The organism is Halochromatium roseum (genome assembly GCF_016653315.1).
In the GTDB taxonomy this organism is placed as follows: Bacteria; Pseudomonadota; Gammaproteobacteria; order Chromatiales; family Chromatiaceae; genus Lamprobacter; species Lamprobacter roseus.
In genome coordinates this window covers 1-26,839 of record NZ_NHSH01000082.1, presented here as the reverse complement: position 1 = coordinate 26,839, position 26,839 = coordinate 1, and the positions used below count along the sequence as shown (strand labels likewise).

Here is a 26,839-nt window from a genome sequence, read left to right as displayed (position 1 = left end):
GCAAAGCGGGGCCAGCTCAAGCGTCCTTTCAGAGGACAGGAGATGGGTCTTGATTCTATCTGCGCATTGGCAGAACTTGGGTACTGCGATGTTTGCCCTCCACCAAGGACGAGCTGGCGATGTTGCCGGTGCAATCCGCGAGTTGGTCTCGGCGCAGCATCTTCGAACCTAGCCGGCCAGCTGTGCTATCGGCTGATCGCTCATGGTCTGCGGCGCTCGAGTGAGCCACGTTCGACGCTCGGCGCGATGCAGGTTGCTTTTGATCCGCCCAGCTCAGCTGTACACTCTCTAGATTATCCATTTCCACCGTTAGAGGTCTCCGTGGTCGCCCCGCAGCCGAGTTTCCGCCGTATCGAGCGGCTTCCGCCCTATGTCTTCAATATTGTCAATGAGTTGAAGGCTGCGGCACGAGCACGAGGAGAGGACATCATCGACTTCGGGATGGGCAATCCCGATCAGCCGACGCCGCAGCATATCGTCGACAAGCTGGTCGAGGCCTCGCAGCGACGCGATACGCATCGCTATTCGGTCTCGCGTGGCATCCCGCGACTGCGCCGCGCGATCGCGCGTTGGTACCTGGATCGCTTCGATGTCGAGCTGGACCCCGGTAGCGAGGCGATCGTGACGATTGGCTCGAAGGAAGGGTTGGCGCATCTCGCGCTGGCGACCATGGGTGCAGGCGACACCGTGCTGGTGCCGAATCCAGCCTATCCGATCCATCCCTACGGCTTCATCATCGCTGGCGCCGATGTGCGTCACGTGCGACTGACCCCGGAGGTCGACTTCTTCGAGGAGCTGCGCCGCGCGATTCTCGACTCCTGGCCGCGACCGAAGATGTTGGTGCTGAATTTTCCCGGTAATCCCACCACCCAGTGCGTGGATCTGGCGTTCTTCGAGCAGGTGGTCGAGATTGCCCGCGAGCACGGCATCTGGGTGGTGCACGACATCGCCTATGCGGATATCGTCTTCGACGGCTACAAGGCACCCTCGATCCTGCAGATTCCGGGGGCAAAGGAGATCGCGGTCGAGTTCTTCTCGATGTCGAAGAGCTACAACATGCCAGGCTGGCGGATCGGCTTCATGTGCGGCAATCCGCAGCTGATTGCGGCCCTGGCGCGGATCAAGTCGTACCTCGATTACGGCACCTTCACGCCGATCCAGGTTGCGGCCATCCATGCCTTGGAGTCGCCGCAGGATTGCGTCGCCGAGATCCGCGATATGTATCAGGGCCGTCGCGATTGTCTCTGCGATGGCTTGAACGAGGCCGGCTGGGCGGTCGAGCGCCCGAAGGCGACCATGTTCGTCTGGGCGCGCATCCCGGAGGCCTATCGCGAGATGGGCTCGCTGGAGTTCTCGAAGAAGCTGCTGCGTGATGCCAAGGTTGCGGTCTCTCCGGGCGTCGGCTTTGGCGACTATGGCGATGACCATGTGCGCTTCAGCCTGATCGAGAACGAGCATCGAACCCGCCAGGCGGTTCGCGGCATCAAGCAGATGTTCCGTGAGGATGCGCGCGCTGGCTCGACGCCACCCTAACATCATGCGCGGCGGTGTCGCCGCGATCAGCGATAAGCACGAGGAGAACCTATGGAACCGGTCAAGATCGGTCTGCTGGGCTTGGGCACCGTTGGCGGCGGTAGTGTCACCGTCCTGACGCGTAACGCCGATGAGATCGCGCGCCGCGCCGGGCGTGCCATTCAGATCACGCACGCTGCTGCGCGTCAGTATGATCCAGCGCGGATCCAGGGGCTCGAGCAGATCGAGCGCATTAGTGATGATGCCTTTGCGGTCGTCGATGATCCTGAAGTCGAGATCGTCATCGAGCTGATCGGTGGCTACTCGCCGGCGCGTGAGTTGGTACTGAAGGCGATCGAGAATGGCAAGCATGTGGTCACCGCCAACAAGGCACTGATTGCGATGCATGGCAACGAGATCTTCGCCGCGGCCCAGGCCAAGGGCGTGATGGTCGGGTTTGAGGCCGCGGTCGCCGGCGGTATCCCGATCATCAAGGCGGTGCGCGAGGGCCTGGCTGCGAATCGGATCGAGTGGATCGCTGGCATCATCAATGGCACCGGCAACTTCATCCTTACCGAGATGCGCGATAAGGGCCGCGACTTTGCGGATGTGCTGGCGGAGGCGCAGCGGCTCGGCTATGCCGAGGCGGACCCGACCTTCGATGTCGAAGGCATCGACGCGGCGCATAAGCTGACCATCCTCGCCTCACTGGCCTTTGGGATACCGCTGCAGTTCGACAAGACCTTCACCGAGGGCATCTCGCAGATCGAGCCGCAGGATGTCGCCTTTGCCGCTGAACTGGGCTATCGCATCAAGCATCTCGGGATCACGCGCCGCACCACCGCCGGCATCGAGATGCGCGTGCATCCGACGCTCATCCCGCATCGGCGGTTGATCGCCAATGTCGATGGGGTGATGAACGCGGTGCTGGTCAAGGGCGATGCGGTTGGACCGACGCTCTATTACGGGGCTGGAGCCGGCGCGTTGCCGACGGCCTCAGCGGTCGTCGCCGACGTGGTCGACCTGGTGCGTGCGCTGACCACCGACCCGACCAACCGGGTGCCGCACCTCGCCTTCCAGCCTGGTGAGCTGGCCGATACCCCAGTGCTGCCAATCGATGCCGTTGAGACCGCCTACTATCTGCGCATCACCGCACTGGATCGTCCCGGCGTGATGGCGAGCATCGCTGGCATCTTGAGCGAGGAGGGGATCAGCATCGAGGCGATCAAGCAGAAGGAGCCGGCGGAGGGCGAGAGCACGGTGCCCTTGATCCTGCTCACCCACCGCATCGAAGAGGCAGCGATGAACCGTGCCATCGCCCGCATCGAGGCCTTTGATGGGATCTCTGGCAAGGTGGTGCGCATCCGCATGGAAGGACTCGAGGGCTGAGTCCCTTGCTCGACTGGCCTCGCAACCCAACATAGCCGTCACAAGCAGAACCGGGCCGCAATGGCCCACCGACAAGCGAGCAGTCAAGACGATGGAAATCGAAGCAGTAGCACAGTTGATCCGCAATGGCCTTCCTGGGTCTGAGGTTGAGGTGACGGGTGACGGGAGTCACTTCGAGGCGGTTGTGGTCAGCGACGCTTTTAGTGGTCTGACCCCGATTAAGAAGCAGCGGTTAGTCATGGATACCGTGAAGGCGCAGATCGCCTCCGGCGAACTCCATGCGCTGTCGATCAAGACCCTGACGCCGGAACAGCGTTTGGGGTGAACTGGAAAGCGACAGGCGAAAGAGACAGGCGAAAGAGACAGGCGAAAGAGACAGGCGAAAGAGATAGGCGAAAGAGACAGGTAAGGTGAAGGCCGAAGGCGGTCCGGCCGTGCTGTGAGCCAGGGTGGCTGGTTCAGCGCTGCCTTAGGTCTCAGCTCGGGCTGCCGTGGCGAGATGATTGGCCTGACGATGGTGCTTGAGCCGAGCCGCGCTCAGGGCATGTTCTGACGGGAAGTGGCAGCTGAATTCGGTTCCCTGGCCTAGCTCACTGGCAACCACGAGTCGTGCTTGATGCCGGCTGAGGACATGCTTGACGATGGCGAGTCCGAGCCCGGTGCCGCCAGACTCTCGCGAGCGTGCCTTGTCCACCCGATAGAAGCGTTCGGTCAGCCGTGGGATATGCTTCGGGGCGATCCCGGGGCCGTTATCGGCCACGGTCAACACCGGACCACTCGCCGTTCGTGACCAACTCAGCCGGATGTGGCTGCCGGGCGGGGTGTGCTTGACCGCGTTGAACAGGATGTTGGAGAACGCGCTGCGTAGCTCAGAATCCTTCCCGAGCAGCATCAGGTCGTGATCGATCTTGATCTGGAACTGATGGCGGCCGCCGCTGAGCGCAGAGGCATCCGCGACGATCTGCTCTAACTCCTCGGGCACATCGACCGGATGAACCTCCAAGGCCTGCTCGTCCATCTCCAACCGCGACAGGGTCAGCAGGTCTTCGATGATGCTGCGCATACGCTCGGCCTGATGTTGCATCCGGTTGAGTGGCCGGCGATGACCGACAGGGGTCTGGGCGGAATCGGCGAGAGTCTCTAAGAACCCGGTGATCACCGTCAGCGGCGTGCGCAGCTCGTGTGAGGCGTTGGCGACGAAGTCACGCCGGATCAGGTTCAGATGGAAGACCTTGGTGATATCGCGACCCACTACCAAACGCTGTTTTTTGCGTTCGCCGAAGGGGGCGACGCGGATGCTGAGCATGACGGAGCGGTTGTGGGCGGGTGCGACCTCAAGCGGCCGGGCGTACTCGCCAGCGACGATGTAACTGGAAAGCTCCGGGTGCTCGAAGACCTCAGACAAGGCCCTGCCATCGTCGCGTGGCCAATGCACGTCCATCAACACCTGAGCCGCGGGGTTGGCCCATTCGATACGGCGGTTCTTGTCCAGGACCACTAAGGCGTCAGGCACCGAATTGGCCGCTTCGCGAAAGCGGCGAAAGAAGCGCAGCTGACGCTTACGGCCCTTGCGGCCGCGCTGCTGGTATTGGCCAATGGCGCGATAGATGTCGCCCCAGATGCCGCTTGGGAAAGGCGGGACGAGGCGATGCTGGCGTCGAATCAAGCGCGCCAGTCGAAACAGGTTCCAGGCATGCCGTGCGAGGAGCGGGCAGAGGGCGATGAGCAGCGCTTCCGCCCAGCCGAGGCCGAGACCGATGAGTAGGGCAGAGCCAAGTCCGGCGGCGAACAGGAGCCCAAGCTCGTACCTTGCACCGTTGCTCATTGCGCGGTTGCCTTTACTTGTCCGAGAACCGGTAACCGACCCCGCGAACGGTTTGCAGCAGGTGCTCATGGCCGGTCTTCTCGAGTGCCTTGCGCAGGCGGCGAACATGGACATCGACTGTGCGTTCTTCGACGTAGACCTGGTCGCCCCAGACCTGATCGAGCAGCTGTGAGCGATTAAAGGCGCGGTCGGCGTGGGTCATAAAGAAATGCAACAGACGATATTCGGTTGGGGCGATATCGATCGCAATGCCGTTGGCGCTGACGCGATGACTGATATTGTCGATGATCAGGCCGCCGATCTCGGTCTGATCACTGACCTCATCTGGCTTGCTGCGGCGCAAGACCGCGTTCACCCGTGCCACCATCTCGCGCGGCGAGAAGGGCTTGGTGATGTAATCGTCGGCGCCGGTATCTAGGCCCTTGACCCGGTCCTCCTCCTCGCCGCGCGCGCTGACCATGATAATCGGGATGTTGCGCGACTTGGGGTTCTGTTTGAGCTGCGCGGCGAGCTCGAGTCCGGAGCGTCCCGGCAGCATCCAATCGAGCAGCACTAGGTCAGGCCCTTCGGCGAGTAGCTTGCGCGCATCATCGGCATGGCCGGCCTCGAGCACCCGGAATCCGCCTTCCTCGAGCGCAAAGCGCATCACCTCGCGGATATCGGGCTCGTCGTCGACGATCATTACGGTTGGCATAAGCAGTGTCCCGCGGCTTTCACTTCGATCGATGCGGCGCATTCTATGTCCACGTGATGACGGTAGCGTTACCGTGTCGGCTGCAAATCTCAGTGCCTCTCGGCGGTCAGCCCCGAATTCGATGTCTTGCGCGTCAAGTCAGGCGCGCAAACGGGCGCTCTGCGCGATTTAGCCGCCCGCTGTCGCCTTTGGCCTTTGCTTCAAGTGGTCGCCTGGTAATATTCTGTGATCTTGGTTGTTCTGCCTCTAGGTTCAGATATTGAGCGCTGACGATCCGAACGATGACGTGGGCGAGGTGATCCGACGCCCGATGTTCCAAGGCAAGATTATCGACGTCGGTATCGAGCGTGTGCGCCTGCCGAATGGTCGTCGTGTCGATCTCGAAGTCATCCGCCACCCCGGCGGTGCGGCTGCGGTGGCGATCGACGATCGGCGTCGCGTCTGCCTGCTCAGGCAATATCGATACGTCGCCGGGGGCTGGTTGTGGGAACTCCCTGCCGGCAAGCTTGACCCTGGCGAAGGCCCGGCCGCAACCGCTGAGCGTGAGCTGGCGGAGGAGGCGGGGCTGGTGGCGGCGACCTGGGATTCGCTCGGCCATTTGCATAGCTCGCCTGGCGTGTTTGCCGAGGTGATCCATCTCTTCTTGGCGCGCGGCCTGAGCGAGGTCGATCTCGGGCATGGTGCTGATGAGGTGATCGAGGTGCACTGGGTCGCGCTCGATCAGGTGCTCGAATGGTGTCTCAACGGCACCATCACAGACGCTAAGACGCTGGTCGGGCTCTATCGAGCAGCGGCCTTTCTCCGCCACGGCAGCGAGCAGCCGATGGACGGCCCGGTGGCGGTGGTGGTTGAGTGAACCTGGGCTCAGTGCCGCGCCGGTAAGTGCTGGCCGTAGCGCTCCATCAGATAGCACAGGCAGTCTTGGCGAATCACTGTCGCGTCAGCGGTGAGCATTGACGGCATCGCCGGCTCGCGCAGTTTCAGCTCGCCTTCCTCGGTGCTGAAGTAGCGGTTGGTGACGAGGCGGCCATGCTCATCTCGAGCCTCGAGATGACCACCCTCTCGAACGCGCGCAAAGGCAGTTCCAGCGGGTAGCTCGCGGAAGTTGAACCGCTCGAGTTCTGGCGAGAGCACCAGTTGCGCCTGGTGCGGAGGAAAGCCGAAGCTGATCTGCTCCGGGATCGTCACCCGGGCGACGGTGTGAAAGAGGTCGATATCTTGGACCGGTAGGGCGTGCTCAGGCAGCTCTGAGAGGTGCAGGCAGGCGTCGATAAACTCCCGGGCGTGCTCAATACCGTGCCGGTCACCGACTCGCCCACATTCAAGGGTGACGGCAGGGCAGAGTTTGGCCATGGCTTGGGACTGCACGCCGGTCGGCCGAACAAAATAGACCACCGTGCGTGAGAACAAACGCGCGAGATGCAGATATCGGTTGTCGATGCGGTTGACGCAGGCGTAGTGCGGATTGGTGCCGGTATTGTTGTGCAGGTCAATGCTTGCGAAGATCCCGCGCTGCGCCATCCGCGCCACCACCTCGGCCATCAGCTGTTGGGTCGGTGATGGCGGCTGCTCAGTCCCCGGCCAGACGCGGTTGAAATCAGGCTGGTCGGGCAAATGTCGTGCATTGGCTGCCGCGGCATGGACATTGCCGATAAACAGGCTCATCGCTCGCGGCAGGCGCAATTGGCCGTGGCGCTCGAGGCATTGACTCAGCATCAGTCGCACCGCGTCCCAACCGACTGGCTCATTGCCGTGCATCAGCACTGAGACGAACAGAGGCGGTTTGCGCTCGCCATCAAGATGGATCAGCGTTGGCCCCTTGAGTTGGGAGATCAGCTCGGCGCTGTTAAGCTCGACCAACCCTTCTGGGAGTCGGTCTAACTCGGTCAAGAGGATTGGGGTCTCTGTCATGCGATGGCAGATCCTGTTACCGTGAAACAAGCGTTTCATCGTTCGGGTGTGGCGATGAGCTTTGGACGTTACCCTGAAACAAGCGCTTCATCATCCGGAGTGGTAACGCGCTATGGACGTTATTCGCCTTGATTCAGTCGTGGCGGGCATCGTCACCCTGGCTGCCCCCTCCAGGTCGATACTCTAGCATCGACCAGGGATTCTTTCTTCGCGCGCGCTTGGGCATCTGATGTCGGTTTGATCAGCGCGGTCCAAAGCCCTGGTTGGAGCCCGGCATGGGCTCAGCGGCAGCGCTACACCGTTGTTAATGTGAGATTTTAATTATGCTCTGGTTGATTCTCGGACTGATCTTGTTTCTCGGCGTACACTCAGTGTCGATCATCGATGCCGACTGGCGCAATCGAACCGCTGGCCGATTGGGGGAGGTGCCTTGGAAGGCCATCTATGGGCTGATCTCGTTGCTCGGCCTTTATCTCATTGTCATGGGGTATGGGCAGGCGCGCATCGCGGTTGATCCCATCGTCCTCTACCAGCCGCCGGTTTGGATGCGGCACATCACGCTGCTGCTGATGGTGCCGGTGTTCGTGCTGCTGCTTGCCGCCTATCTTCCTGGCCGTATCCAGCGGACGACCAAGCACCCGATGCTGCTGGCCACTAAGATCTGGGCCCTGGCTCACCTGCTCGCCAACGGCACCCTGGCCGACCTGCTGCTGTTCGGCGGCTTCCTGGCCTGGGCCGTGGTAGATCGCATCTCCTTGAAACATCGCGCGCCGGTTCCGGTGCCGGCAGCGCCTGATGGACGGTTCAACGACTGGATCGCGCTCGCTGCGGGCCTTGCGCTCTATGTGCTGTTCTTGCTCTGGGCGCACAAAGCGCTGTTTGGGGTTGCACCGATCGGTTGACCGATTGGTTGACCGGTCGATGGGCGGGCGGTGTCGGTTTGCGTCTTCAATTCGCCGCGGCCGGCGGCCAGCTAGCGGCCAGCTAGCGGCCAGCTAAAAGTTGTGGATCAGAAAGTCGTCGATTGCTCAGCGCGCCCGTAACTTATCCCACAGATGCAGGATGCTTAAGAGCGGATAGCGCAGGGTCATGCGCGGCCCTGCGTAGCGCATGACCTCGACGATACGCGGGCGCAGGCTTTTGCTATAGCAGTGCACAGTGCATTGATTGCAGGGTTGCTTCAACTCGCCAAACACGCAGTTGTCGAGTCGCTGATGGGCATAGCGCAGGAGTTCGTCGCACTCATCACAGCGTTGGCTCGAAACGCCGCGAGCAGCATGATGATCCTGGCAATAGAGGTTGAGCATCGCCGTGATGGTGCGCTTCTCGCGTCGGATACGACGGCCACTGTTGGCCGGCCGCATGCGCGCGCGCGGGCTGTGCTTGGTCGCTGTGCTTGGGTCTTGGACGGGCATCTGCATGCGGTTATTATCGAAAAACCGCACCAAATCGGTTTGATAATTGTCAATTAACTGTGACACTCGCTGTCACTGACAATCGAGCTCATTTGGTAATCCTGCTGGTAGTCCTGCGCGAGATCTCTGCACCGATGTACAACGTCGTCATACTGGCCTGTGTTTGGCTATTACTGCTTGCGGGCTGTGCCTCACAGCCCTATCCCCCACTGCCGTCGGATGTGCCACGGCTCAGCGCTGATGGCGGGGCGAGCCAATCGGTGCCCAGGTCGGCACTGGACAAGGGCGATCTCAGTGCCAGCGCGGAAGCGTCCACCGCGGGCGCGCGGGCACGTGAGCAGCAGTCAGCTGTTGCGGCGTCGGCCTCAGCACCTGTCTCTCAGGTCGTCAATCCGCTTCCACCAGACCCGGCCAGCTTAGCCAGCGCCGAAAAGCGCCAGCTCGACATCCGTTTGGCGGAGCAGCGCTTCAACTACTTCGAGGATGATCAGCTGGTTTGGACCGGGCCGATCTCATCCGGGACTCCAGAGCATCCAACCCCCAGGGGCAAGTACCTTGTGCAGTCGAAGGACATCAACAAGCGCTCGGGTAGCTACACGAATTTCTTCGACCGGCCGACGCCGATGCCCTATTCGCTGCAGTTCACCGGCCCTTACTTTGTGCACGAAGGCTACGTGACCGGCCAACCCGAGTCCCATGGCTGCGTGCGTTTGCGGCATGAGGACGCGAGGTTCGTTTACTCGAGGATGCGGGTCGGTGATCGCATCGTTGTCGCCGATTGAGCGTTGACCGAGGTCTGTGTCTATACTGCGCGAAACTTTAACATTCACCCCAACATTCACCCCAGCAAGCGGTCGCCACTGAGGTGTTGATCGCCCGGATGCCATCATGTTTTGGACCAATGTCTTTCTTGTTCTCGCCTTCGTCGCGATGATCGCGGGTTTCGTTTGGCTCTTTCGCGATGGCGAGGGCCCAGCCCCACAACCGGCCATCATGCGCAAGCCTGATCCCAAATCCGCGCCGTCTCCAGACGACGCTAGGGCGGCGGATTCGGCATCAGATGAACACAACGGTTGAACAAGGGTTGAGCCGAGAGGTTGCTGCCGTTGCTCGCCGTGCCTTGTGCTCTGCCTTAACCGCCAGGGCCTTGACCTTCAGGCAACCAACCTTGAGCCACTGAACCGCGTTGGCTGGATTGGCTCAGGTCTCATTGCGAGCCAGCGCAGGGGCAGGCGAAGACCACCAGATGGTCGGCCTCGAGGCGAATGCCGATGCGCTCTCCGACCGCATGGCGATGATGGCTTGGTACCAAGCAGAGGACCTCTGAGCCGCTATCGAGTTGCAGAGTGTAGAGGAACTCTGCGCCCCTGAATGCGCGCTCGACGATGGTCGCCCGGCGCGGGCTGGATTCGTCGTACAGGACGTCATCCGGGCGAATCAGCACCTCAGCGGCGATGTCGGTATCGAGTCCATGGGGCTGCGCGCTGCTGATGCGGCCGAGTTCGGTACGCACCTGATGCGCATCGAGCACCCGCGCCGGGAGCAGGGCGCCCTGACCAATAAAGTCGGCGACAAAGCGATCGGCCGGCTCGTGGTAGAGCCCGAAACCGGTGCCCCATTGGTGCACGGTCCCTGCATTCAGCACCCCGATCATGTCCGCCATGGCGAAGGCCTCGAGCTGATCGTGGGTCACCAGAATGGCGGTCACCCCTTCGCGTTTCAGCATCGCCCGCACCTCGCGGGCCAACTGCTCGCGCAGTTCGGCGTCCATGCTCGAGAAGGGCTCATCGAGAAGCAGGATGTCGGGGCGAGGGGCCATGGCTCGCGCAAGCGCGACTCGCTGCTGCATGCCGCCTGAGAGTTCATGTGGGAACAGGTCTGCGGCTTGACTCAGACCAACCAGCTCCAGCAACTCGCTGACGCGCTCGCGGCGTTGTGGGCTGCTCATCGAGCGTAGACCAAAGCCGATATTGCGTGCTACCGAGAGGTGCGGGAACAGGGCGAAGTCTTGGAACACCATGCCGATATGCCGGCGCTCAGGCGGCAGCATCCAACCGGGCTGTGCGACGCGCTGGCCGCGGATCAGGATCTCGCCCTGGGTGATCGGCTCGAAACCGGCGATGGCGCGCAACAGCGTGGTCTTGCCGCAACCGCTGGGGCCGAGGAGGCAGCCGATGGTGCCGGTCTCGAGCACAAAGCTGACGTTGCGCACGACGGTGGTCTCGCCGTAAGCGATATCCACCTCGCGAACCGCTAAGCGAACGGGTGGGCTCGGCTGCATGCGCTCTGTCATTTCTGGAAGTTGCGCGGCGCCTGTGTGATTTGCTGCTAGTGAGGGCATCTGGGGTCAAGTTCTGCGACGATCACTCATGACTGGGCTAAGACGGCTGGGCCAAGATGGGGGTCGAACAGGTGGCTCAGGATCGGCACCGATCGAATTGGCGGCAAGGATTGGTGGCTCAAACACTGGCACGCGAGCGGGTGATTGAGCGGCTCAGGATGATAACCGGGATCAGCCCGGCGACGACGATGGTCAGTGCCGCCGGACCGGAGTCGGCCAGGCGCTCATCGGAGGCCAGCTCATAGGCGCGGACCGCCAGGGTATTGAAATTGAACGGGCGCAGGATCAGCGTCGCCGGTAACTCTTTCAGTACATCGACGAAGACTAACAGCAGCGCCGTGAGCAGGCTGCCTTGGAGCATCGGCATGTGGATGTGGCGCAGCACCTGAGCCGGCCGCAGACCCATTGAGCGCCCAGCCTCATCCATTGAGGGGCGGATCTTTGCCAATCCGGACTCAACTGTTTGCAACGAGACGGCCAGGAAGCGAACCAGATAGGCAAAGATCAGCGCCACCAACGACCCGCTCAGCAACAGGCCGGTGGAGACACCGAAGGTCGCTCGCATCCAGCTATCGACGCTGTTGTCGACCCAAGCGAAGGGGATCATGACGCCGACCGCGATTACGGTGCCAGGCACCGCGTAGCCCATCCCGGCCGTGCGCACCGCAGCGCGGACCAGCCGTGTCGGCAGCAGGCGGCGGCCGTAGCCGAGCAGCAGCGCGAGCGCGAGCGCGAGCAGGGCAGCCCCGGCGGCGAGCCCGAGACTGTTGAGGGCGAGACGGGCGAATTCAGCATCCAGGCGCTGATCGACGACGGTGATCGACCAAACCGTCAGCTGGCCAGCGGGCAGCAGAAAGCCAAGGCTGAGCGGCGCCATGCAAAAGCCGAAGGCGGCGAGAGCGCGCCACCCGGTCAGCTCGAGCCGTCGGATGGATTGCCGGCGCTGGCCGGTGTCGTGGTAACGCGCCTGCCCGCGAGAGGTCTGCTCAAGCAGGATCAGCGCGAAGACGAAGCCGAGCAGGAGCGCGGAGAGCTGGGCAGCGGCGGCCGGATTGCCGAGACCGAACCAGGTGCGGAAGATGCCAGTGGTGAAGGTCGAGACGCCAAAATATTCGACCGTGCCATAGTCCGCGAGCGTCTCCATCAACGCCAGCGAGAGGCCGGCGACGATGGCCGGCCGGGCCAGCGGCAGCGCGACTGTGAAAAAGGTCCGCCAAGGGCCATTGCCGAGGGTGCGGCTGACATCGAGCACGCAGAGTGACTGACTCAAGAACGCAGCCCGCGACAACAAATAGACGTACGGATAGAGGACCAGCGACAGCATCACCGCAGCGCCGGGCAACGAGCGAATCTGCGGAAACCAATAATCGCCCCAACCCCAGCCAGTCAGATCGCGGATCAGGGTCTGCACCGGGCCAGCGAAGTCGAGCATGCCGGTGTAGGTGTAGGCGATGATATAGGCCGGCATCGCCATCGGCAGCAGCAGCGCCCACTCGAACAGACCACGGCCAGGGAACCGGCACATGCTCGTCAGCCAGGCGGTGCCAACGCCGCCGATAACGGTGCCGACGCTGACGCCGAGCATGAGTAGCAGTGAATTCGAGACGTAGTCGACCAACACGGTGTCGACTAGGTGCCGCCAAACCTCGCCGGCTGGCACGAAGACGAAGCCGACGACGACCAAGATGGGAAGCGCCAGCAGCATGGCCACCAGCACCACCAAGCCGGGCCAAGGGCGGAGCCGAGCACGGGTCATGAAGGCGAGGCGCCCGGGGTGGGCGGACAGAGAGGCAGTCATGGAGGCGGAGCGGAAGCAGGCTGAAGCGAGGGCGAATGGCGAGTTCCCGACCCGGTCGGGAGGGTGCTCCATCATAAGCCGGATCGATGCTTGAGGCATCAGCCTTCGCTTAGGGCAGACGCTTTTTGACGTGAATCTCAGGCTGATGTGAATCTCACGTGATTCGTTTTCCGGGGTGGCGCCGCGCCATGAGTACGAGGCGGGGTCTCATTCGACCGGCGCCAGCCCAAGCGACCCGTGACGGGTTACACAGAGCGTGAGACGGGTAACGCAAGGGTGGCGCATGGCTATCGAAAGGACGCTTTTCGGCAGAGGGTGGCTACTTCCAGCCAGCGCGATCCATCAGCATGAGCGCCGCGCCGTTGAGTTCGCCGAGCTCGATCAGGTCGAGATCGTCGGCCTCAAAGCTCCCCCATTCGGCGAGCACGGGGCTGATCTCGACCCCCTCGCGGACCGGGTATTCGCCATTGACCTCGGCGTACCAGGCCTGGGATTCAGGGCTGACGAGGTATTCGATCAGCTTGACCGCAGCGTCTTTGTTGCTCGCCGCGGCGGTGAGGGCCGCGCCACTGACATTAACATGGGTGCCGCGGCCGTCACCGGCGCCAGGCTGATTGGGCCAGAAGACGGCGACCTTTTCGGCGGGCTCCTTCTCGCCTGGGTCGTCGGACTTCAACATCCCGGCCAGGTAGTAGGTGTTGGCGATTGCGATATCGCATTGACCCGCGGCGGCCGCCTTGATTTGGTCACGATCTCCGCCTTTGGGTGGCCGCGCCATGTTAGCGACAATCGCCTCGGCCCAGGCTTGTGCGGCCTCGGTGCCGTCGGCGGCGATGATCGAGGCCACCAACGACTGGTTGTAGACGTTACTCGATGAGCGGATGCAGATGCGGCCTTTCCACTGTTCATCGGCCAGCGCCTCGTAAGTCGAGAGTTCAGACGGCTCGACCTTGCCCTTCACGTACATGATGGGGCGCGCGCGCAGCGAGAGTCCGGTCCAATGACCGTTCGGGTCGCGGTAGGTCGCGGGCACGGCGGCCTCGACCACCTCGGAGCTAAAGGACTGCGTGAGCCCGCCTGCCTTGGCGCGGTGGAGGTTGCCGGCGTCGACGGTCAGCAAGATGTCGGCGGGGCTGTTTGGGCCTTCGTTCTTCAGGCGCTGAAGGAGGGCGTCAGCCTTGCCCGTGACCAGGTTGACGGTGATCCCGGTCTCCTCGGTGAAGCGCTCAAGGAGGGGTTTGATCAAGGCTTCCTTGCGTGCTGAGTAGAGATTGACTTCGTCGTCGGCAGCGGCAAGCGCTGGCGTAATGGCGATCGCTAGGCAAATCGCGGCGAACGATGCACGCAAGGACAGCAGGTGGGTGCGAGAACGGATCGGTATCATAGGTCGAACAGGCTCCAAGTGGTGGGATCGCCAAGTGGTGGGATCGAAAATACTGTGATCGTAGTCAGTGGCGTTGGCCCGAAGGTCGGGACGCCAGAGCCTAGTTTGTGTGCACCGAGCAGAGATAGCAAGAGGGATGAGAATAATTGCGATTAAGTTGCCGAGGCGAATGAATGTACGCTGATGCTTGAAAGTACCGTCCCTCGTAATGATCTCTGCGGCCGAGCAGCCCGTTTCGCGCGGCCAGATTTCAACAAAACGATGGCCAAGGGTCTTGAAACCCTGCATTGTCGTCGTACTATAACCTAGTAAACTACTCAGGTATCGGAGCGGACACCCATGAGTGCTATCCCAGCAGAGGCCATTACGGCCGAGAGCAAGGCCGACACCGTCGGCCAGTACGACGATCTCGTCAACGCCGGCTATGAGCACGGATTTGTCACCGAGATCGAGTCTGACACTCTGCCACCCGGCCTTGACGAGGGCGTGGTTCGGGCGATCTCGGCGCGCAAGGGCGAGCCCGAGTGGATGACCGAGTGGCGCCTGGCGGCCTATCGTAAGTGGCTCGATATGCCGACCCCAACCTGGGCCGCGGTGCACTACCCACCGATCGACTACCAGGCGATCTCTTACTTCTCGGCACCGAAGAAAAAGGAGGGTCCCAAGAGTCTCGACGAGGTCGATCCCATCCTGTTGGAGACCTACCAGAAGCTCGGTATCCCGATCGAAGAGCAAAAGGCGCTCGCTGGCATCGCCGTCGATGCGGTGTTCGATAGCGTCTCGGTGGCGACCACCTTCCGCGAGAAGTTGCACGAGGCCGGCGTCATCTTCTGCTCCATCTCGGAGGCGGTACAAGAGTATCCCGAGCTGGTGCAGAAATACCTCGGCACCGTGGTGCCGCCGACCGATAACTTCTACACCGGGCTCAACTCAGCGGTGTTCACCGATGGCACTTTCGTCTATGTGCCGAAGAACACCCGCTGCCCGATGGAGCTGAGCACCTACTTCCGCATCAACACGGCGAATACGGGGCAATTCGAGCGCACGCTGATCGTCGCTGACGAGGGCAGCTATGTCAGCTACCTTGAAGGCTGTACCGCACCGCAGCGCGACGAGAATCAGCTGCACGCGGCCGTGGTTGAGCTGATCGCCCTTGATGACGCCGAGATCAAGTATTCGACGGTACAGAACTGGTATCCGGGCGACGAGGATGGCAAGGGTGGGATCTACAACTTCGTCACCAAGCGCGGCGACTGCCGTGGCCACCGATCGAAGATCAGCTGGACCCAGGTCGAGACCGGCTCGGCCATCACCTGGAAATATCCGAGCTGCATCCTGCGTGGCGACGATTCAGTCGGCGAGTTCTACTCGGTGGCGGTAACCAAGGGCCGGCAGCAGGCCGATACCGGCACCAAGATGATCCACCTGGGCAAGAACACCAGCTCGACCATCGTCAGCAAGGGCATTAGCGCGCAGCATGGCCAGCAGGCCTACCGTGGGCTGGTTCGCATCGCCGCGCGCGCTGAAGGGGCTCGTAACCATACGCAGTGCGATTCCCTGCTGATCGGGGATAAATCGAGTGCGCACACCTTTCCGTACATCGAAGTCAAGAACTCCAGCGCGAAGATGGAGCATGAGGCGACGACCTCGAAGATCAGCGACGACCAACTATTCTATTGCCGCTCGCGTGGGCTTTCAGAAGAGGACGCGGTCTCGATGATCGTCAACGGCTTCTGCAAAGAGGTCTTCAATGAGCTGCCCATGGAGTTTGCGGTCGAGGCCCAGAAGCTGCTCAGCATCAGTCTCGAAGGCGCAGTTGGCTGATGACGGACCCGCGGGCATTTAGTTACCCGGCGTTAGCTGTGGCATGACCCTCTGCGCATGCCTATAACCGCAGGGCATTGGGCTGCCCCAAGCGCCGGCAACCAAGATCGATCCCATCAAGGCCGAGTAAAGGCCAAGTAAAGAACACGAGGGCGTGAGTGAGTGCGAAAACGTTCGCCGCTGCGCCCACCATGACTTAGGAGCATCAGCATGTTATCTGTGAAGGGCCTGAAGGCGACTGTCGGTGACAAAGAGATTCTGCGTGGCCTCGACCTCGAGGTCGGGCCTGGCGAGGTTCATGCGATCATGGGGCCGAATGGCTCGGGCAAGAGCACCTTTGCGCATGTCCTCTCGGGTCGCGAAGGCTATGAGGTGACCGCCGGTAGCGCCAAGCTCGACGGCACTGACCTGTTCGAGCTTGATCCCGAAGAACGTGCTCGCCTGGGCCTGTTCCTGGCGTTTCAGTACCCGGTTGAACTGCCCGGTGTCAATAACATGTACTTCCTCAAGGCGGCGTTGAATGCGATCCGCAAATCGCGCGGCGAGGACGAACTCGACGCGGTCTCCTTCATGCGCTTGATGAAGGAGAAGCTGAAGGTGCTGCACCTAGACGACAGTCTGCTCAAGCGTCCGGTCAATTTCGGCTTCTCCGGCGGCGAGAAGAAGCGTAACGAGATCTTCCAGATGGCCATGCTCGAGCCAAAGCTGGCGATCTTGGACGAGACCGACTCGGGCCTCGATATCGATGCCTTACGCATCGTCGCCGACGGCGTCAACGCGCTGCGCAGCCCAGAGCGCTCGATGATCGTCGTCACCCATTATCAGCGTCTGCTCGATTACATTGAGCCTGACTATGTCCATGTACTCGCCAAGGGCCAGATCATCCGCTCCGGCGGCAAGGAGCTGGCGCTCGAGCTCGAGGAGAAAGGCTACGGCTGGATCGTTGATGGGGAGGCAGCATGAGCGCAGCAGCGAATAGCAGTCGACAGCAGACCGAGGCCGCGGAGGCCTTTGCGGGCTGGCTTCAGGGCCTCAGTGGCGGTGCCGCAGTCGACGCCACCAGCTCCGGCACCGCGCAGGACTGGCTCGCCGCTGAGCGTCAGCAGGCCGCAGAGCGTGTGCGCGCCCAGGCGGTTCCAACCGGCAAGTCCGAGAGTTGGCGCTACACCGGGCTGCGCTCGTTGATCGATCAGGGCTTCGTCCAGGTTGACGAATCCTTGACAGCGCTGACGCCGGATGACATCGAAGAGATCCTCGTGCCGGGGCTTGATGCCCATCGTGCCGTGCTGGTGAATGGGCGCTACTCCGAGGCGCTGTCTGATCTCGGGACGCTGCCGCGGGGCGTGCGCGTTGGTAGCTTGCAGCGCATGATCGAGTCTGACCCTGACGCACTCCAAGGTGTTCTGACACGGATTGCGGGCGAGGGCAGCCACCTCTTCGCCTCGCTGAATACCGCCGCGATGCAGGACGGTCTGGTCTTGTTGCTCGAGCGGGGCGCGCTGCTTGAGCGGCCGATTGAGGTCATTCACCTGTCGGTTGGGATGGAGGAGCCACGGGTGGCTCAGCCCAGACACCTGATCAGTCTCGGCGACGGTGCCCAGGCACAGGTCATCGAGCGCTACGTGAGCCTTGGTGACGCGCTGTACTGCACCAATTCCGTCCTTGAGCTGTCACTCGGCCGCGATGCCCTGCTGAAGCATGCGCGGGTGCAGCAGGAGAGCCCGAATGCCTTTCATATTACCGGGCTCTACCTGAGCCAGGATGCCAATAGCCACTATGCTGGCGTCAATATTGGCCTCGGTGGCACTTGGGCGCGCACGGATCTGGTCACCCGCTTCAGTGGCGAGCACGCCGAGTGCGATCTGCAGGGGCTCTACCTAGCCGGTGATAAGCAGTTGATCGACTACCACATGGACGTCCGCCATGGTCTGCCGAATTGCAGCAGCCGCGAGCGCTTCAAGGGCATTCTCTATGGCAAGGGCAGGGCGGTCTTCGACGGCCTGGTCTATGTGGCGCGTGATGCGCAAAAGACCGATGCCGCGATGTCGAATCGCAACCTGATCCTGTCGGCGAATGCTGAGGTTGATACCAAGCCACAGCTCGAGATCTATGCCGACGATGTCAAGTGTAGTCATGGCACGACGGTCGGCCAGATCGAGCCCGAGATGCTGTTCTACCTGCGCTCGCGGGGCATCTCGGCATCGCTCGCAAGGCGCATGCTCTGCCTCGGTTTCGCTGGGGAGATCATCGAAGCCCTCGGTCCCGAGGCGTTGCGCGACTACGTGACCGAGCAGGTTGGCGAGCGGCTCGAACGGGCGCCGCTGGATTAAGCGCAGATATAGTCTTTTGCAGTCGAGGTAACGCTCTGATGAACAGGTTAGCGAGATTCGCCGGCTTCGGCTCCGACGATCATGGAATGGTTGATCGGGACGACCTGGTGGCAGCCGAGGCTGCTGCAGGCGACAACGCGGTGGCTGAGGCAGCCCAGGCCCTTGATGATCCCGAGTCGCTGCGAGAGCCGATCATTGCCGCACTACGCCAGGTCCATGATCCCGAGATCCCGGTCAACATCTACGACCTGGGCTTGATCTACAAGATCGACATCGCCCATAACGGCGATGTCGATGTCGACATGACCCTCACCGCGCCTGCCTGCCCGGTGGCTGGGCTGATGCCGGTGATGGTGAAGGACGCCGTGAAGACGGTCGAGGGAGTTGGGGAAGTTGCCGTGGAACTGGTTTGGGACCCGCCATGGAGTCCAGACACCATGTCTGACGAGGCCAAGCTCAGCCTCGGGATGTTCTGAGTGGTGAATGGTGAGGTGCCGCGCTTGATTGCGGCTCGAATGGAGCAGAAATTGATGAGCCGTTACCTACGATAATTTGCGCTCTGTGGCAACTTCATCGGATGCGTTGGCGGACTCCTGGCTATCGCTGGAGTCAGCGTCGCTACTGTTCCCATTGTCACCGGAGTTGCCAGAGTTGCTCTTGTGGTCGTTGTTGGAGGGCTCGCGTGAGAGCGGAGGCTGCTTCGCCATGGCTGCTGGCTGCTGCGCTGGCGTTTGGTCCGATCGTGGTTCCTGCGCCACATCGGGCGGGATATGCACGGCCGGCAGGCTGTCTTTGAAGGCCTCGCCATAGATCTCCCAGATGGTGATGAAGAGCGAGGCGATAAGCGGGCCAATCAAGAGTCCAGCCATGCCGAACATGAACAGGCCGCCGAGGGTGCCGAAGAAGATCATCAGCTCGTGCATGTCAGTGTGCTTTCCGACCAGCACAGGACGTAGCAGATTGTCGATGCTGCCCACCACCAGGACGCAGAACAGGATCAGTCCGATGCCTGCACCAAACGAGCCTTGAGCGATCAAGACGATTGAGGCGGGAACCCAGACCAGTGCTGAGCCGATCCCCGGGATGATCGACAGCACCGCCATCACCGTCCCCCAAAAGACCGCATTCGGCACCCCCGCGATCGCAAACGCGATGCCTGCCAGCGCACCCTGCAGGATGCCGATGAGCAAGGTCCCGACCACCATCGCCTGGGTCACCGAGGTGAACTTGTGCAGCATCAGGCGTTCGTCACGATCCTGCAGCGGCAGGTAATACAGGATCGCGTTGACGACCTTGCTGCCATCGATCAGGAAGAAGAACAGGGTGTAGAAAAAAACGATGGTGACGAACAGAAACTGCACCGTCCCAAGTGCGATGGTTGAGATCTGGCTGACCAGGAGCTTGCCGAGCGCCTCGACCGCGCCGGCAATCTGGGTGGTCACCTGATCCTCATACGGGATCATTTGCTCGTAGAAGGGGATCTTCTCAAGCACTTCTTGGAAGCTCGCCGGCTCTTTGAGAAAGTTCACCACGATCGGCGTGAGTGATTGGCTGACGTTGACGGCCTGGCCAATGAAGACCAGCGTCAAGATCACGATCGGTATCAGCACCACGACCAGCAGCAATAGCAGACTGATCAGCGAGGCCAGGTATCGCCGACCGCCGAACCAGTGCGTCAGCCGCGTATAGATCGGATGCGTCATCGCCGCGAAGACTGCGGCCATGAAGATCGCCACCAGAAATTGCTGGATCATGGTCAGGAACAGCAGCGAGATCACTGCGACCAGGGCCAACAATACGCCTTTGTTGATCGTTTCCTGCTTCATTGGGTGGTCCTAAGAATACTTGACTATTTTCATGGAGAACGATTCCTGTTCGCGAGACCATGCTAGGTCATTCGATGAGCAGCGGTCTTGGGGGCTCAGCACTGAGCAGCGTGCGGCCCTGAGAGGATCTGCGTCACGAGCTGGCCAGACTGACCAGCGAACTGGCGGGCAAGGTGGATTGAGAACCGTTGCCGACTTCAGCGAACAGCATCAATTAGCTCACAGCATCAAATAGGTTTAACAATCGATGGACAAGTTTACTCGCAATTACAGCATTGTTTTGGGCGTCGTCGTGGTCGCTCTGCTTGCCTGGTGGATCAACTCGAGCTGGCAACCGCAGGTGTGGGAGATCAATGATGTCCTCGATGCCGACCCCGAGCTCGCCGACTATCCCTACCAATTCCGCGTCAAGCGCTTCGAGAATGGCGTCGCGGTCATCTCAACCCCGCGAAACTTTCAGGTTCCGGCGATTCGCTTTCTCGAGGTGATCCATCCTGAACTCGCCGGGTTGGCGCAAGATGACCCGAAGATGATCGCGGCGCAGCAGGGCCTGATCGATCATCAGAAACGCACCCAAGGGCTGGTGCTCGCGCAGCCGGGCGTCGATCGCGTCGATTGGGAGCTTGATGTGCAATGGTTGTCAGACCATGGCGTGCAAGTGGGGGGCAACTAACGCCCGAGCGGCCATGGCAACAGGCCGGCTGGCAGCATTTTGGAACCTCGATCGGAGAGTTCGCAACCTTTCGGGACCCTAATCACCTGAGAGGCTCAGCCCGTGGGTCCCGATGCAGGCGTGTCGCTCGGCCTGATCGCCTCGCCTATTGCGATTTGACTTAGCTTTCCGCATCTTTGCCGGATGCAGACAATTAGCAGCAATTGGTTCGATCGGATCGTACTCGATCTGGGGCGGCAGCTTCGGCTGTCCTATCTGCCTCCGCTGATGATCTATGCCGCTGCCGGTATTCAGGGGCTCACGGCCATCGTCGGCACCTTCTTCGTCAAAGATTATCTCGGCCTGTCCGCCGAGTTTCTGGCCGCGCTCGGTTTTTGGGCGATGCTGCCTTGGTCTTTGAAGATGCCCCTCGGTCACCTGGTCGACCTGATCTGGCGCTGGAAGGCGATTCTCGTCTATCTGGGTGCCAGTTTGATTGCGGCGAGCCTGCTGATGATGTTGGCTCTGCTGAGTCGACCAGACGCGATGGCCACGCTGATGCCGATCGAGAGCTGGTTCGTCCTCAGCGTGCTATTAGCACCCTTGGGCTATGTCGTTCAGGACGTGGTCGCAGACGCGATGACGGTCGAGGCTGTGCCGACCTTGGACGAGCAGGGCCAGCCCATCGATGCCGAGCAGCGTCGCTTGATGCACACCACAATGCAGACGCTGGGGCGAGTCGCCATCATCGGTGGCGGCGTCGCGGTGGCCTTGCTGAACGTGTGGCTGTTCCGCGATGTCGGCGCCATGGACCAGGCCGCACAGCTGGCGACCTACATCGATATCTACGCGCTGGCGCTGCTGATCCCCGTCGTTTCCGTCTCTGGGGTCGTCCTCGGCAGCCTGCTCAAGCGGCGCGAACTGAACCGGCTTCGGGCGCTTGGTGCAACCGAGGCCGCAGCGCGGCTCGTCCATGGCGGCGCCGAACCGACCAAGCCTAATCTTTGGATCCTCGGCGGCAGCCTGGTGTTTGTGCTCTTTACACTGGCGGTCGGGCTTGGTGATGTCCCGAACAACAAAGAGATCGTGTTTATCGGCTCGCTTGGGATCATCAGTTTCCTCATCTGGCGGCTGCTTCGGGAACTCACGCCCGAGGCCGGGCGGGTGCTGCTCGGCACCGCGATCATCATCTTTGTCTTCCGCGCCGTTCCCAGCCCGGGGGCCGGCAACACCTGGTGGATGATCGATGACCTCGGTTTCGATCAGCAGTTCATCTCGGTGCTGTCCCTGGTCGGCAGTAGCATGGCGCTGACCGCCATGTTCATCTTCCGCCGCTTCATGGCCGATCACTCCATCGTCTCTATCATCGCCTTGCTCACCATCCTCAGCACCTTGCTCTCGCTGCCGAACCTGGCCCTCTACTACGGCTTCCACGAATGGACTGCGGCGCACACGGCAGGGATCGTTGACGCTCGCTTCATCGCGCTGATCGACACCGCGCTGGAGTCGCCGCTCGGTCAGGTCGCGATGATCCCGATGCTGGCCTGGATCGCCAACTCCGCCCCGGCGCACCTGAAGGCGACCTTTTTCGCGGTGATGGCCTCGTTCACCAATTTGGCGCTCTCGGCGGGCCAGCTCGGAACCAAGTATCTGAATCAGATCTATGTGGTGACGCGCGAGGTTCGGGTCGATGGCGCAGTGACGGTGCCAGCCGACTACTCGGAGTTGGGCTGGCTGCTGTGGACGGTGATGGCGCTCGGGCTTGTGCTGCCTTTTGCCGCGATCATGTTCGTTCGCTTATCGAGGCTCCGCAGCGCCTGAAGCAGGAACCGATCCGTTCCGTACCGAGCGAGCAGGTGCTTTACCTGTAAACCTTTGATGACGCAAATGTGCGCAGATTAAAAGACGATAAAACTAGTTCTCTCAATTAGCGCGGTCAGGGTATAGCTCGGCGACGCTGAGGATCTCGGCAAAAAATGGCAGCTGCCCGAGTGGAGTGAGCGCCGCATCGGCGTTCCACTCCACATGCACCCGCTCGCCGAAGGTGCTGACGACCATCGGGCCTTCCGGGCCTTCGGCTGCAACCAGCGCTCGGTAGTCGGATTCGGGGGCTTTTGTGACGCACCCGCAGGGTGAAGAGAAAGATGTTCTTCGGAGTCTATCCTTCGGATGATATGGAGACCGCATGCAACGGCTCGATTGATCTCTTGCTCGGTTGGAGCGGCGGTGGATTAGGGCGACCCGCCGCCGCGCTTGCATCCGAAGACGCTGGTCAAACGCTCAGATCAGTCCTCGCCAGTCCCTTGTGCTGTTCCAGGCAGCGTCCAGGCGTTGGTGTCGGAGATGAAGTCGTCGATCCACCACACTCGGCGCGCCACCGGGTCCGACTCCTCAGTATCGGCTTCCACGTCGAGCTGCGCCCACACGCCATACATGAACTCGCCGCTTGGATTCGCCTCGAGGCTGGCCTCGCTCCCCTCCACGCCGGGACGGCCCTCGTCGACCTGGTCGAACTCGTTGCAGAAGCCGCTGCTGATGAGTTCCGGCGGCACGTCTGTCACTTCATGTGGATCGCTCGGGTAGCAGACGTTAAGGTCGGTCTCCTCGGCCCAGACCTGATAGTCGTCACCGAATGCCACTGCCCGGCTATAGAACAGATCCAGTGGCTCTGGCTCTCCTAACGCGGTGGTGGTGTTATCACCGGTCTCGTAGACGATGAAGAAGCGCGAGGGGTCGCGAAGGTCTTCGCCCTCAGGATCGCGGATACCCACGCCGAAGGGATCGGCCGTGATGGTCTGCATTGTCGGTGCATATCTTGGATCTAGGGTCGTGGTGGCCATCGACTTCAGCTGGGTCACGTTGCGTGCCTGTTCTGAGGCACCGGGTTCGTACTGGTTGCAGACCCGTGGCTCGACGATGTCGCCGCTACCGGTGTCGGCGGAGCGGAAGGTTTCGCAAGTGACCGTACCAGCACCGTCGTACTGGTCATTGTCCCAGTGTTTGTAGTTGGCGGGCAGGGTGGTCCAAGTCGCACCGCCGTCGAAGGAGCGTCGAATGTAAAGCTCATACCGGTCGTTGCCTACAGCATTGAGCCGCCAGTTGGGCGACCAAGCGTACAGCAGCATCACGAAGTCGCCATCGAGGAAGCCGCGATGACCTTTTGCGACGTCGAGGGGGTTGTACCAGGACTGGTCGGCCAAGGTACCGATAGCGCCTTTATTGTCGTTTGGGTCTTCTCTACCGTCGGTCGAGCAGTCCAAGGTGGCCCCGCTCACTGTGCTGAACTCGGCTGGGCACTGGTGCCAGGTCAAGACCTTGGTGGTGTTGGCATCGACGTCGGCTCCCTGTAACACCGGATTTGTGTCGCTTTTGCCGAAGGTGGTGCTGCCTTCCCAGTTCACGTTCGGGCAGGCGACCCTGTTGTCAGGCTCGCCTTGTGAGTCTGTGCAGGTGTCCGGGATGAAGCCCGACAGGTTGATGGCCGAGTCCATGCACAGGCCGTCCGGGTAATAGGCGTTCTCCGGCTTGCCGTTTTGCTTGCCGCGGCCGTACTTCCACTCGTTGCAGTCCATGTTGCGAAAGGCGTAGGGGTTGCCGTCTTTTGGCTTCCAGTTTTTGACCTTGAACAGGATTCGGCGTGCCATGACGTCGGCTGGGCCACCTTGATTCATGATGCCCTGTTTCCAGGAGGGCAAGGCCACGAGGCGGGATTTGGACTTGAGGGCCTTATCGATATCCTGTGCTAGCAAGCCGCTATCCTGATCGAGCAAGCTGCCGCGACGGGCGATCTCAGTGTTCCATATCTCGTAGTTGTAGTCGCCGAAGTCCCAGAAGCTGGCCGTATTGGCGACCGGATAGAACTCACCCCTGGTCCAGTCCACTTCCGGCTGGTTTAGCTGGTTGCCGTGGCCGCCCAGGTTGGCGAGCAGGCTGTCGAGATCTAACTTGCTGCTGAAGTTGCCGTCATTGTCGCCGGTCAGTTCCATGTTGAAGCTGTAGTACCAGAGGTTCTTGCCCTCGTCGAAGGCGATGCAGGTGTCGCTTTCCTCGGGGTCGCATGTGTCGCTGGTCTCTGAATCAAAGCCGAAAGCACCGAGGCCTTTGGACTCTTCGGCCTCGAATACCACGAAGGCGCTGTCGACAATGTCGTCTTTGTCGCTGTCATAGCCGAACAGGCCGAGACGCGGGCGGGTTGCTGCGATGTTGCCCACGAGGGGTAGGCCGTACTCGGTGACGCAGATGTCGGATAGCCTGCCCTGCCGACCTGTCGGAATCTGCACCGTGTCGGCACACATGTCCACCATGCCGTAGTCGAGTGGATTCAGACCGCCGACCTGCTCGTCGTAGATCGCCGAGCCGTTGCAGTACGGCTGCGGGTTGGTGACATTGCAGCGGGCGTTGTCGGTGATCCGCATAGGCATCGAGAAAGGGATGCCGACTTGGGGCTTTTGAGTGATGGTCGTTTCTCCTGCGGTCAGGTTCTCGTACTCTGCTAACGGGATAATGGCCCCTCCCGTATCATCAGTTGGGTCTTCGACCAAATCGAAGTGCTCCCAATTCAGGTAGGCATACCAGACATCGGTCTGACTATTGGCGACGGCGCCGCTCCAGCCTTCGCCTGGGCCCTCGCCCTGTCCGCCGCGCAGGCCTTCCGGATCCTCCTGCCAGGTGATGGCGCAGCCGGCGCCGGCCACGCACTTGGCCTCGACGCGGTTCACGTCGCGCCTGCCGGAGGTGAGGCGCTCAGCTTTGAACCAGCGCATGTAGCTCTGCTCGTTCGCCCCCGTGCGCGGATCATCGCCCTGGACGAGCACGCCGCGAGCCGTCCAGAGACAGGCGAATGGGACGACACCGACCGCCTGATTCTGCTCGAACTTGTCTTTACTGTAATCCACGGAACTCTGCTGGCCGCCAACGCCGAACATGTCGATGAGGTACAGATCATCAGGCGAAGGTTTCGTGGGGTTGATGGGGTCCATGCCGAGGTCGATCCCCATAGAGTTGGCGACGGCGAGAAGCTTAGTCGGATTGCTGGGCAGGGAATAGTTCGGCGAACCCCCGCTGCAATAGCGGCTCGGCCAGACAGCGAGTGTCTTGTTGCCGGCGGTGGCTTGGAAGACATTGATGACGTCGCCCGGATAGGCGTACTCGGTATTTGCGAATAGCGGTACATCGTCGCGTATCACATTGCTTGAAGTCAGGTCCGCAGACTCGGAGAGATTGGTCACCTTGTAAGTCAGACCGTCGTCCAAGCTCACCGCTCCGTAGACCTCGCGCTTGCCGTGGCCGACGAAGCCGACGCCTTCGACGCCCTCGGACGGGCCGTAGATGTAGACGCCGACCAATGGCTTGGCGGTTTCACGCGTCTCCACTAAAACGTCGTCGATATTGTTGTACTCGATCGGCGCGACCGTGCCGTCGGCTGCCTGCATTGGCACATAAAACTTCATCATGTCGATGAAGGCATGCTCGGCCTCGGGGATATAGCCGGCGGGAACCGAAGGTGCATTACCCGGTGCCGGCGCCATGCTCTTTCTTACCAAGGCGCCGTCGTCGGCGAAGGCGACGCCCAACGCAAACATTCCACTTGCTGCCCATGTGACAGTCCATGCTGCGCTTGATTGCGATTGCATACTCTTCCGCCCCCTGGTGGGTTATTGGAAGAGTGAGCGTACGTGCAGCGAGTTCGCAGCAGGATCGGCTCGTCTCATGACTCCGGCTGGCGAAATACCTGATTCGAGAAGGTGTGCAACACCTATGCCTCGTCAGGTTTTGCCTGATTCCGCGCTAAATCCGCTCTCGGGTGCCAGCGAGGCTCATTGTGGGTTTTGAGGACATGCTTCCGGCTGTAATAACGTCTCGAGGAGTGCCCCCAGCAAGGCTCGTCCCCGTTGTCTGACGTTGTGCACGAATTCGAAGAACCCGAGGTACAGAGGGA

General features: G+C 61.3%; 22 protein-coding genes. 12 read left to right on the top strand and 10 right to left on the bottom strand.

Features of this window, described 5'->3' with window-relative positions:
* Positions 1-321 precede the first annotated feature (321 nt).
* From alaC to CCR96_RS22835, 3 genes are all read left to right on the top strand, one after another.
* Entirely contained in the window at positions 322-1,533 is a 1,212-nt protein-coding gene (alaC, locus tag CCR96_RS22845; RefSeq protein ID WP_338035935.1) for an alanine transaminase, read from the top strand.
* Positions 1,534-1,584: 51 nt separating this feature from the next.
* Positions 1,585-2,901 carry a homoserine dehydrogenase gene (locus CCR96_RS22840; RefSeq protein ID WP_201224121.1) on the top strand — a complete coding sequence of 439 codons (1,317 nt, stop codon included), beginning with the start codon at positions 1,585-1,587 and terminating at the stop codon, positions 2,899-2,901.
* A 91-nt stretch (positions 2,902-2,992) separates the two neighbouring features.
* Positions 2,993-3,226, top strand: a complete 234-nt coding sequence (locus CCR96_RS22835; protein WP_201224120.1) for a BolA family protein — start codon at positions 2,993-2,995, stop codon at positions 3,224-3,226.
* Positions 3,227-3,370: 144 nt separating this feature from the next.
* Here CCR96_RS22835 and phoR read toward each other — a convergent pair whose 3' ends face one another.
* Together phoR and phoB are read right to left on the bottom strand one after the other, a co-directional pair.
* Positions 3,371-4,726, bottom strand: a complete 1,356-nt coding sequence (phoR, locus tag CCR96_RS22830) for a phosphate regulon sensor histidine kinase PhoR (RefSeq protein WP_201224118.1) — start codon at positions 4,724-4,726, stop codon at positions 3,371-3,373.
* Between the two features lie 13 nt (positions 4,727-4,739).
* Positions 4,740-5,420, bottom strand: a complete 681-nt coding sequence (phoB, locus tag CCR96_RS22825; RefSeq protein WP_201224116.1) for a phosphate regulon transcriptional regulator PhoB — start codon at positions 5,418-5,420, stop codon at positions 4,740-4,742.
* Between the two features lie 310 nt (positions 5,421-5,730).
* Here phoB and CCR96_RS22820 point away from each other — a divergent pair, with 310 nt between their 5' ends.
* Positions 5,731-6,276, top strand: a complete 546-nt coding sequence (locus CCR96_RS22820) for an NUDIX hydrolase (protein ID WP_201224190.1) — start codon at positions 5,731-5,733, stop codon at positions 6,274-6,276.
* 8 nt (positions 6,277-6,284) lie between these two features.
* Here the strand turns inward: CCR96_RS22820 and CCR96_RS22815 are convergent, their stop codons facing one another.
* Positions 6,285-7,331, bottom strand: coding sequence for a M14 family metallopeptidase (locus CCR96_RS22815; protein WP_201224114.1), 1,047 nt, complete (start codon positions 7,329-7,331; stop codon positions 6,285-6,287).
* Between the two features lie 323 nt (positions 7,332-7,654).
* Between CCR96_RS22815 and CCR96_RS22810 the strand changes: the two genes are divergently transcribed.
* Complete coding sequence (locus CCR96_RS22810) at positions 7,655-8,233, top strand: NnrU family protein (RefSeq protein ID WP_201224112.1); 579 nt, start codon at positions 7,655-7,657, stop codon at positions 8,231-8,233.
* A gap of 126 nt (positions 8,234-8,359) precedes the next feature.
* Here CCR96_RS22810 and CCR96_RS22805 read toward each other — a convergent pair whose 3' ends face one another.
* Complete coding sequence (locus CCR96_RS22805) at positions 8,360-8,752, bottom strand: nitrous oxide-stimulated promoter family protein (RefSeq protein ID WP_242519314.1); 393 nt, start codon at positions 8,750-8,752, stop codon at positions 8,360-8,362.
* Positions 8,753-8,880: 128 nt separating this feature from the next.
* Between CCR96_RS22805 and CCR96_RS22800 the strand changes: the two genes are divergently transcribed.
* The gene (locus CCR96_RS22800) at positions 8,881-9,528 is read left to right on the top strand and encodes a L,D-transpeptidase (protein ID WP_201224110.1); all 648 of its coding nucleotides are present in this window, start codon (positions 8,881-8,883) and stop codon (positions 9,526-9,528) included.
* Positions 9,529-9,953: 425 nt separating this feature from the next.
* Here CCR96_RS22800 and CCR96_RS22795 read toward each other — a convergent pair whose 3' ends face one another.
* The 3 genes from CCR96_RS22795 to CCR96_RS22785 form a co-directional block, all read right to left on the bottom strand.
* Positions 9,954-11,039 carry an ABC transporter ATP-binding protein gene (locus CCR96_RS22795; RefSeq protein WP_242519313.1) on the bottom strand — a complete coding sequence of 362 codons (1,086 nt, stop codon included), beginning with the start codon at positions 11,037-11,039 and terminating at the stop codon, positions 9,954-9,956.
* A gap of 166 nt (positions 11,040-11,205) precedes the next feature.
* The gene (locus CCR96_RS22790) at positions 11,206-12,885 is read right to left on the bottom strand and encodes an ABC transporter permease (protein WP_201224108.1); all 1,680 of its coding nucleotides are present in this window, start codon (positions 12,883-12,885) and stop codon (positions 11,206-11,208) included.
* A 319-nt stretch (positions 12,886-13,204) separates the two neighbouring features.
* Positions 13,205-14,269, bottom strand: a complete 1,065-nt coding sequence (locus CCR96_RS22785) for a Fe(3+) ABC transporter substrate-binding protein (RefSeq protein ID WP_201224185.1) — start codon at positions 14,267-14,269, stop codon at positions 13,205-13,207.
* A 339-nt stretch (positions 14,270-14,608) separates the two neighbouring features.
* On the opposite strand from CCR96_RS22785, the gene sufB reads away from it, so the two are divergent.
* From sufB to CCR96_RS22765, 4 genes are all read left to right on the top strand, one after another.
* Positions 14,609-16,093 (top strand): Fe-S cluster assembly protein SufB, encoded by a 1,485-nt coding sequence (gene sufB, locus CCR96_RS22780; RefSeq protein WP_201224100.1) that lies wholly within the window; start codon positions 14,609-14,611, stop codon positions 16,091-16,093.
* Between the two features lie 210 nt (positions 16,094-16,303).
* Positions 16,304-17,056, top strand: coding sequence for a Fe-S cluster assembly ATPase SufC (sufC, locus tag CCR96_RS22775; RefSeq protein ID WP_201224098.1), 753 nt, complete (start codon positions 16,304-16,306; stop codon positions 17,054-17,056).
* Positions 17,053-18,423 carry a Fe-S cluster assembly protein SufD gene (gene sufD / locus CCR96_RS22770; protein ID WP_201224096.1) on the top strand — a complete coding sequence of 457 codons (1,371 nt, stop codon included), beginning with the start codon at positions 17,053-17,055 and terminating at the stop codon, positions 18,421-18,423. The genes sufC and sufD overlap by 4 nt, the downstream gene beginning before the upstream one ends.
* Positions 18,424-18,461: 38 nt before the next feature.
* The gene (locus CCR96_RS22765; RefSeq protein ID WP_201224094.1) at positions 18,462-18,899 is read left to right on the top strand and encodes an SUF system Fe-S cluster assembly protein; all 438 of its coding nucleotides are present in this window, start codon (positions 18,462-18,464) and stop codon (positions 18,897-18,899) included.
* Between the two features lie 66 nt (positions 18,900-18,965).
* Here CCR96_RS22765 and CCR96_RS22760 read toward each other — a convergent pair whose 3' ends face one another.
* The gene (locus tag CCR96_RS22760) at positions 18,966-20,249 is read right to left on the bottom strand and encodes an AI-2E family transporter (RefSeq protein ID WP_201224092.1); all 1,284 of its coding nucleotides are present in this window, start codon (positions 20,247-20,249) and stop codon (positions 18,966-18,968) included.
* A gap of 247 nt (positions 20,250-20,496) precedes the next feature.
* Here CCR96_RS22760 and CCR96_RS22755 point away from each other — a divergent pair, with 247 nt between their 5' ends.
* Together CCR96_RS22755 and CCR96_RS22750 are read left to right on the top strand one after the other, a co-directional pair.
* Complete coding sequence (locus tag CCR96_RS22755) at positions 20,497-20,922, top strand: hypothetical protein (protein WP_201224090.1); 426 nt, start codon at positions 20,497-20,499, stop codon at positions 20,920-20,922.
* A gap of 183 nt (positions 20,923-21,105) precedes the next feature.
* On the top strand, positions 21,106-22,722 hold the full coding sequence (locus CCR96_RS22750) for an MFS transporter (RefSeq protein ID WP_201224088.1): 1,617 nt from the start codon (positions 21,106-21,108) through the stop codon (positions 22,720-22,722).
* Positions 22,723-22,824: 102 nt separating this feature from the next.
* Here CCR96_RS22750 and CCR96_RS25235 read toward each other — a convergent pair whose 3' ends face one another.
* Both CCR96_RS25235 and CCR96_RS22745 read right to left on the bottom strand, forming a co-directional pair.
* Positions 22,825-22,959 (bottom strand): hypothetical protein, encoded by a 135-nt coding sequence (locus tag CCR96_RS25235; protein WP_274601180.1) that lies wholly within the window; start codon positions 22,957-22,959, stop codon positions 22,825-22,827.
* Positions 22,960-23,186: 227 nt separating this feature from the next.
* On the bottom strand, positions 23,187-26,474 hold the full coding sequence (locus tag CCR96_RS22745; protein ID WP_201224086.1) for a choice-of-anchor O protein: 3,288 nt from the start codon (positions 26,472-26,474) through the stop codon (positions 23,187-23,189).
* Positions 26,475-26,839: the final 365 nt, after the last annotated feature.

Excerpts from the sequence above, each read along its gene's own strand:
- sufD (WP_201224096.1), top strand. The coding sequence starts at position 17,053 with ATGAGCGCAGCAGCGAATAGCAGTCGACAGCAGACCGAGGCCGCGGAG.
- CCR96_RS22835 (WP_201224120.1), top strand. The coding sequence starts at position 2,993 with ATGGAAATCGAAGCAGTAGCACAGTTGATCCGCAATGGCCTTCCTGGG.
- CCR96_RS22760 (WP_201224092.1), bottom strand. The coding sequence starts at position 20,249 with ATGAAGCAGGAAACGATCAACAAAGGCGTATTGTTGGCCCTGGTCGCA.
- CCR96_RS22765 (WP_201224094.1), top strand. The coding sequence starts at position 18,462 with ATGAACAGGTTAGCGAGATTCGCCGGCTTCGGCTCCGACGATCATGGA.
- CCR96_RS22785 (WP_201224185.1), bottom strand. The coding sequence starts at position 14,269 with ATGATACCGATCCGTTCTCGCACCCACCTGCTGTCCTTGCGTGCATCG.
- CCR96_RS25235 (WP_274601180.1), bottom strand. The coding sequence starts at position 22,959 with ATGGTCGTCAGCACCTTCGGCGAGCGGGTGCATGTGGAGTGGAACGCC.
- CCR96_RS22805 (WP_242519314.1), bottom strand. The coding sequence starts at position 8,752 with ATGCAGATGCCCGTCCAAGACCCAAGCACAGCGACCAAGCACAGCCCG.
- CCR96_RS22795 (WP_242519313.1), bottom strand. The coding sequence starts at position 11,039 with ATGACAGAGCGCATGCAGCCGAGCCCACCCGTTCGCTTAGCGGTTCGC.
- CCR96_RS22840 (WP_201224121.1), top strand. The coding sequence starts at position 1,585 with ATGGAACCGGTCAAGATCGGTCTGCTGGGCTTGGGCACCGTTGGCGGC.
- sufC (WP_201224098.1), top strand. The coding sequence starts at position 16,304 with ATGTTATCTGTGAAGGGCCTGAAGGCGACTGTCGGTGACAAAGAGATT.
- phoB (WP_201224116.1), bottom strand. The coding sequence starts at position 5,420 with ATGCCAACCGTAATGATCGTCGACGACGAGCCCGATATCCGCGAGGTG.
- CCR96_RS22810 (WP_201224112.1), top strand. The coding sequence starts at position 7,655 with ATGCTCTGGTTGATTCTCGGACTGATCTTGTTTCTCGGCGTACACTCA.
- CCR96_RS22820 (WP_201224190.1), top strand. The coding sequence starts at position 5,731 with ATGTTCCAAGGCAAGATTATCGACGTCGGTATCGAGCGTGTGCGCCTG.
- CCR96_RS22815 (WP_201224114.1), bottom strand. The coding sequence starts at position 7,331 with ATGACAGAGACCCCAATCCTCTTGACCGAGTTAGACCGACTCCCAGAA.
- CCR96_RS22800 (WP_201224110.1), top strand. The coding sequence starts at position 8,881 with ATGTACAACGTCGTCATACTGGCCTGTGTTTGGCTATTACTGCTTGCG.
- CCR96_RS22755 (WP_201224090.1), top strand. The coding sequence starts at position 20,497 with ATGGACAAGTTTACTCGCAATTACAGCATTGTTTTGGGCGTCGTCGTG.
- sufB (WP_201224100.1), top strand. The coding sequence starts at position 14,609 with ATGAGTGCTATCCCAGCAGAGGCCATTACGGCCGAGAGCAAGGCCGAC.
- phoR (WP_201224118.1), bottom strand. The coding sequence starts at position 4,726 with ATGAGCAACGGTGCAAGGTACGAGCTTGGGCTCCTGTTCGCCGCCGGA.
- CCR96_RS22790 (WP_201224108.1), bottom strand. The coding sequence starts at position 12,885 with ATGACTGCCTCTCTGTCCGCCCACCCCGGGCGCCTCGCCTTCATGACC.
- CCR96_RS22750 (WP_201224088.1), top strand. The coding sequence starts at position 21,106 with ATGCAGACAATTAGCAGCAATTGGTTCGATCGGATCGTACTCGATCTG.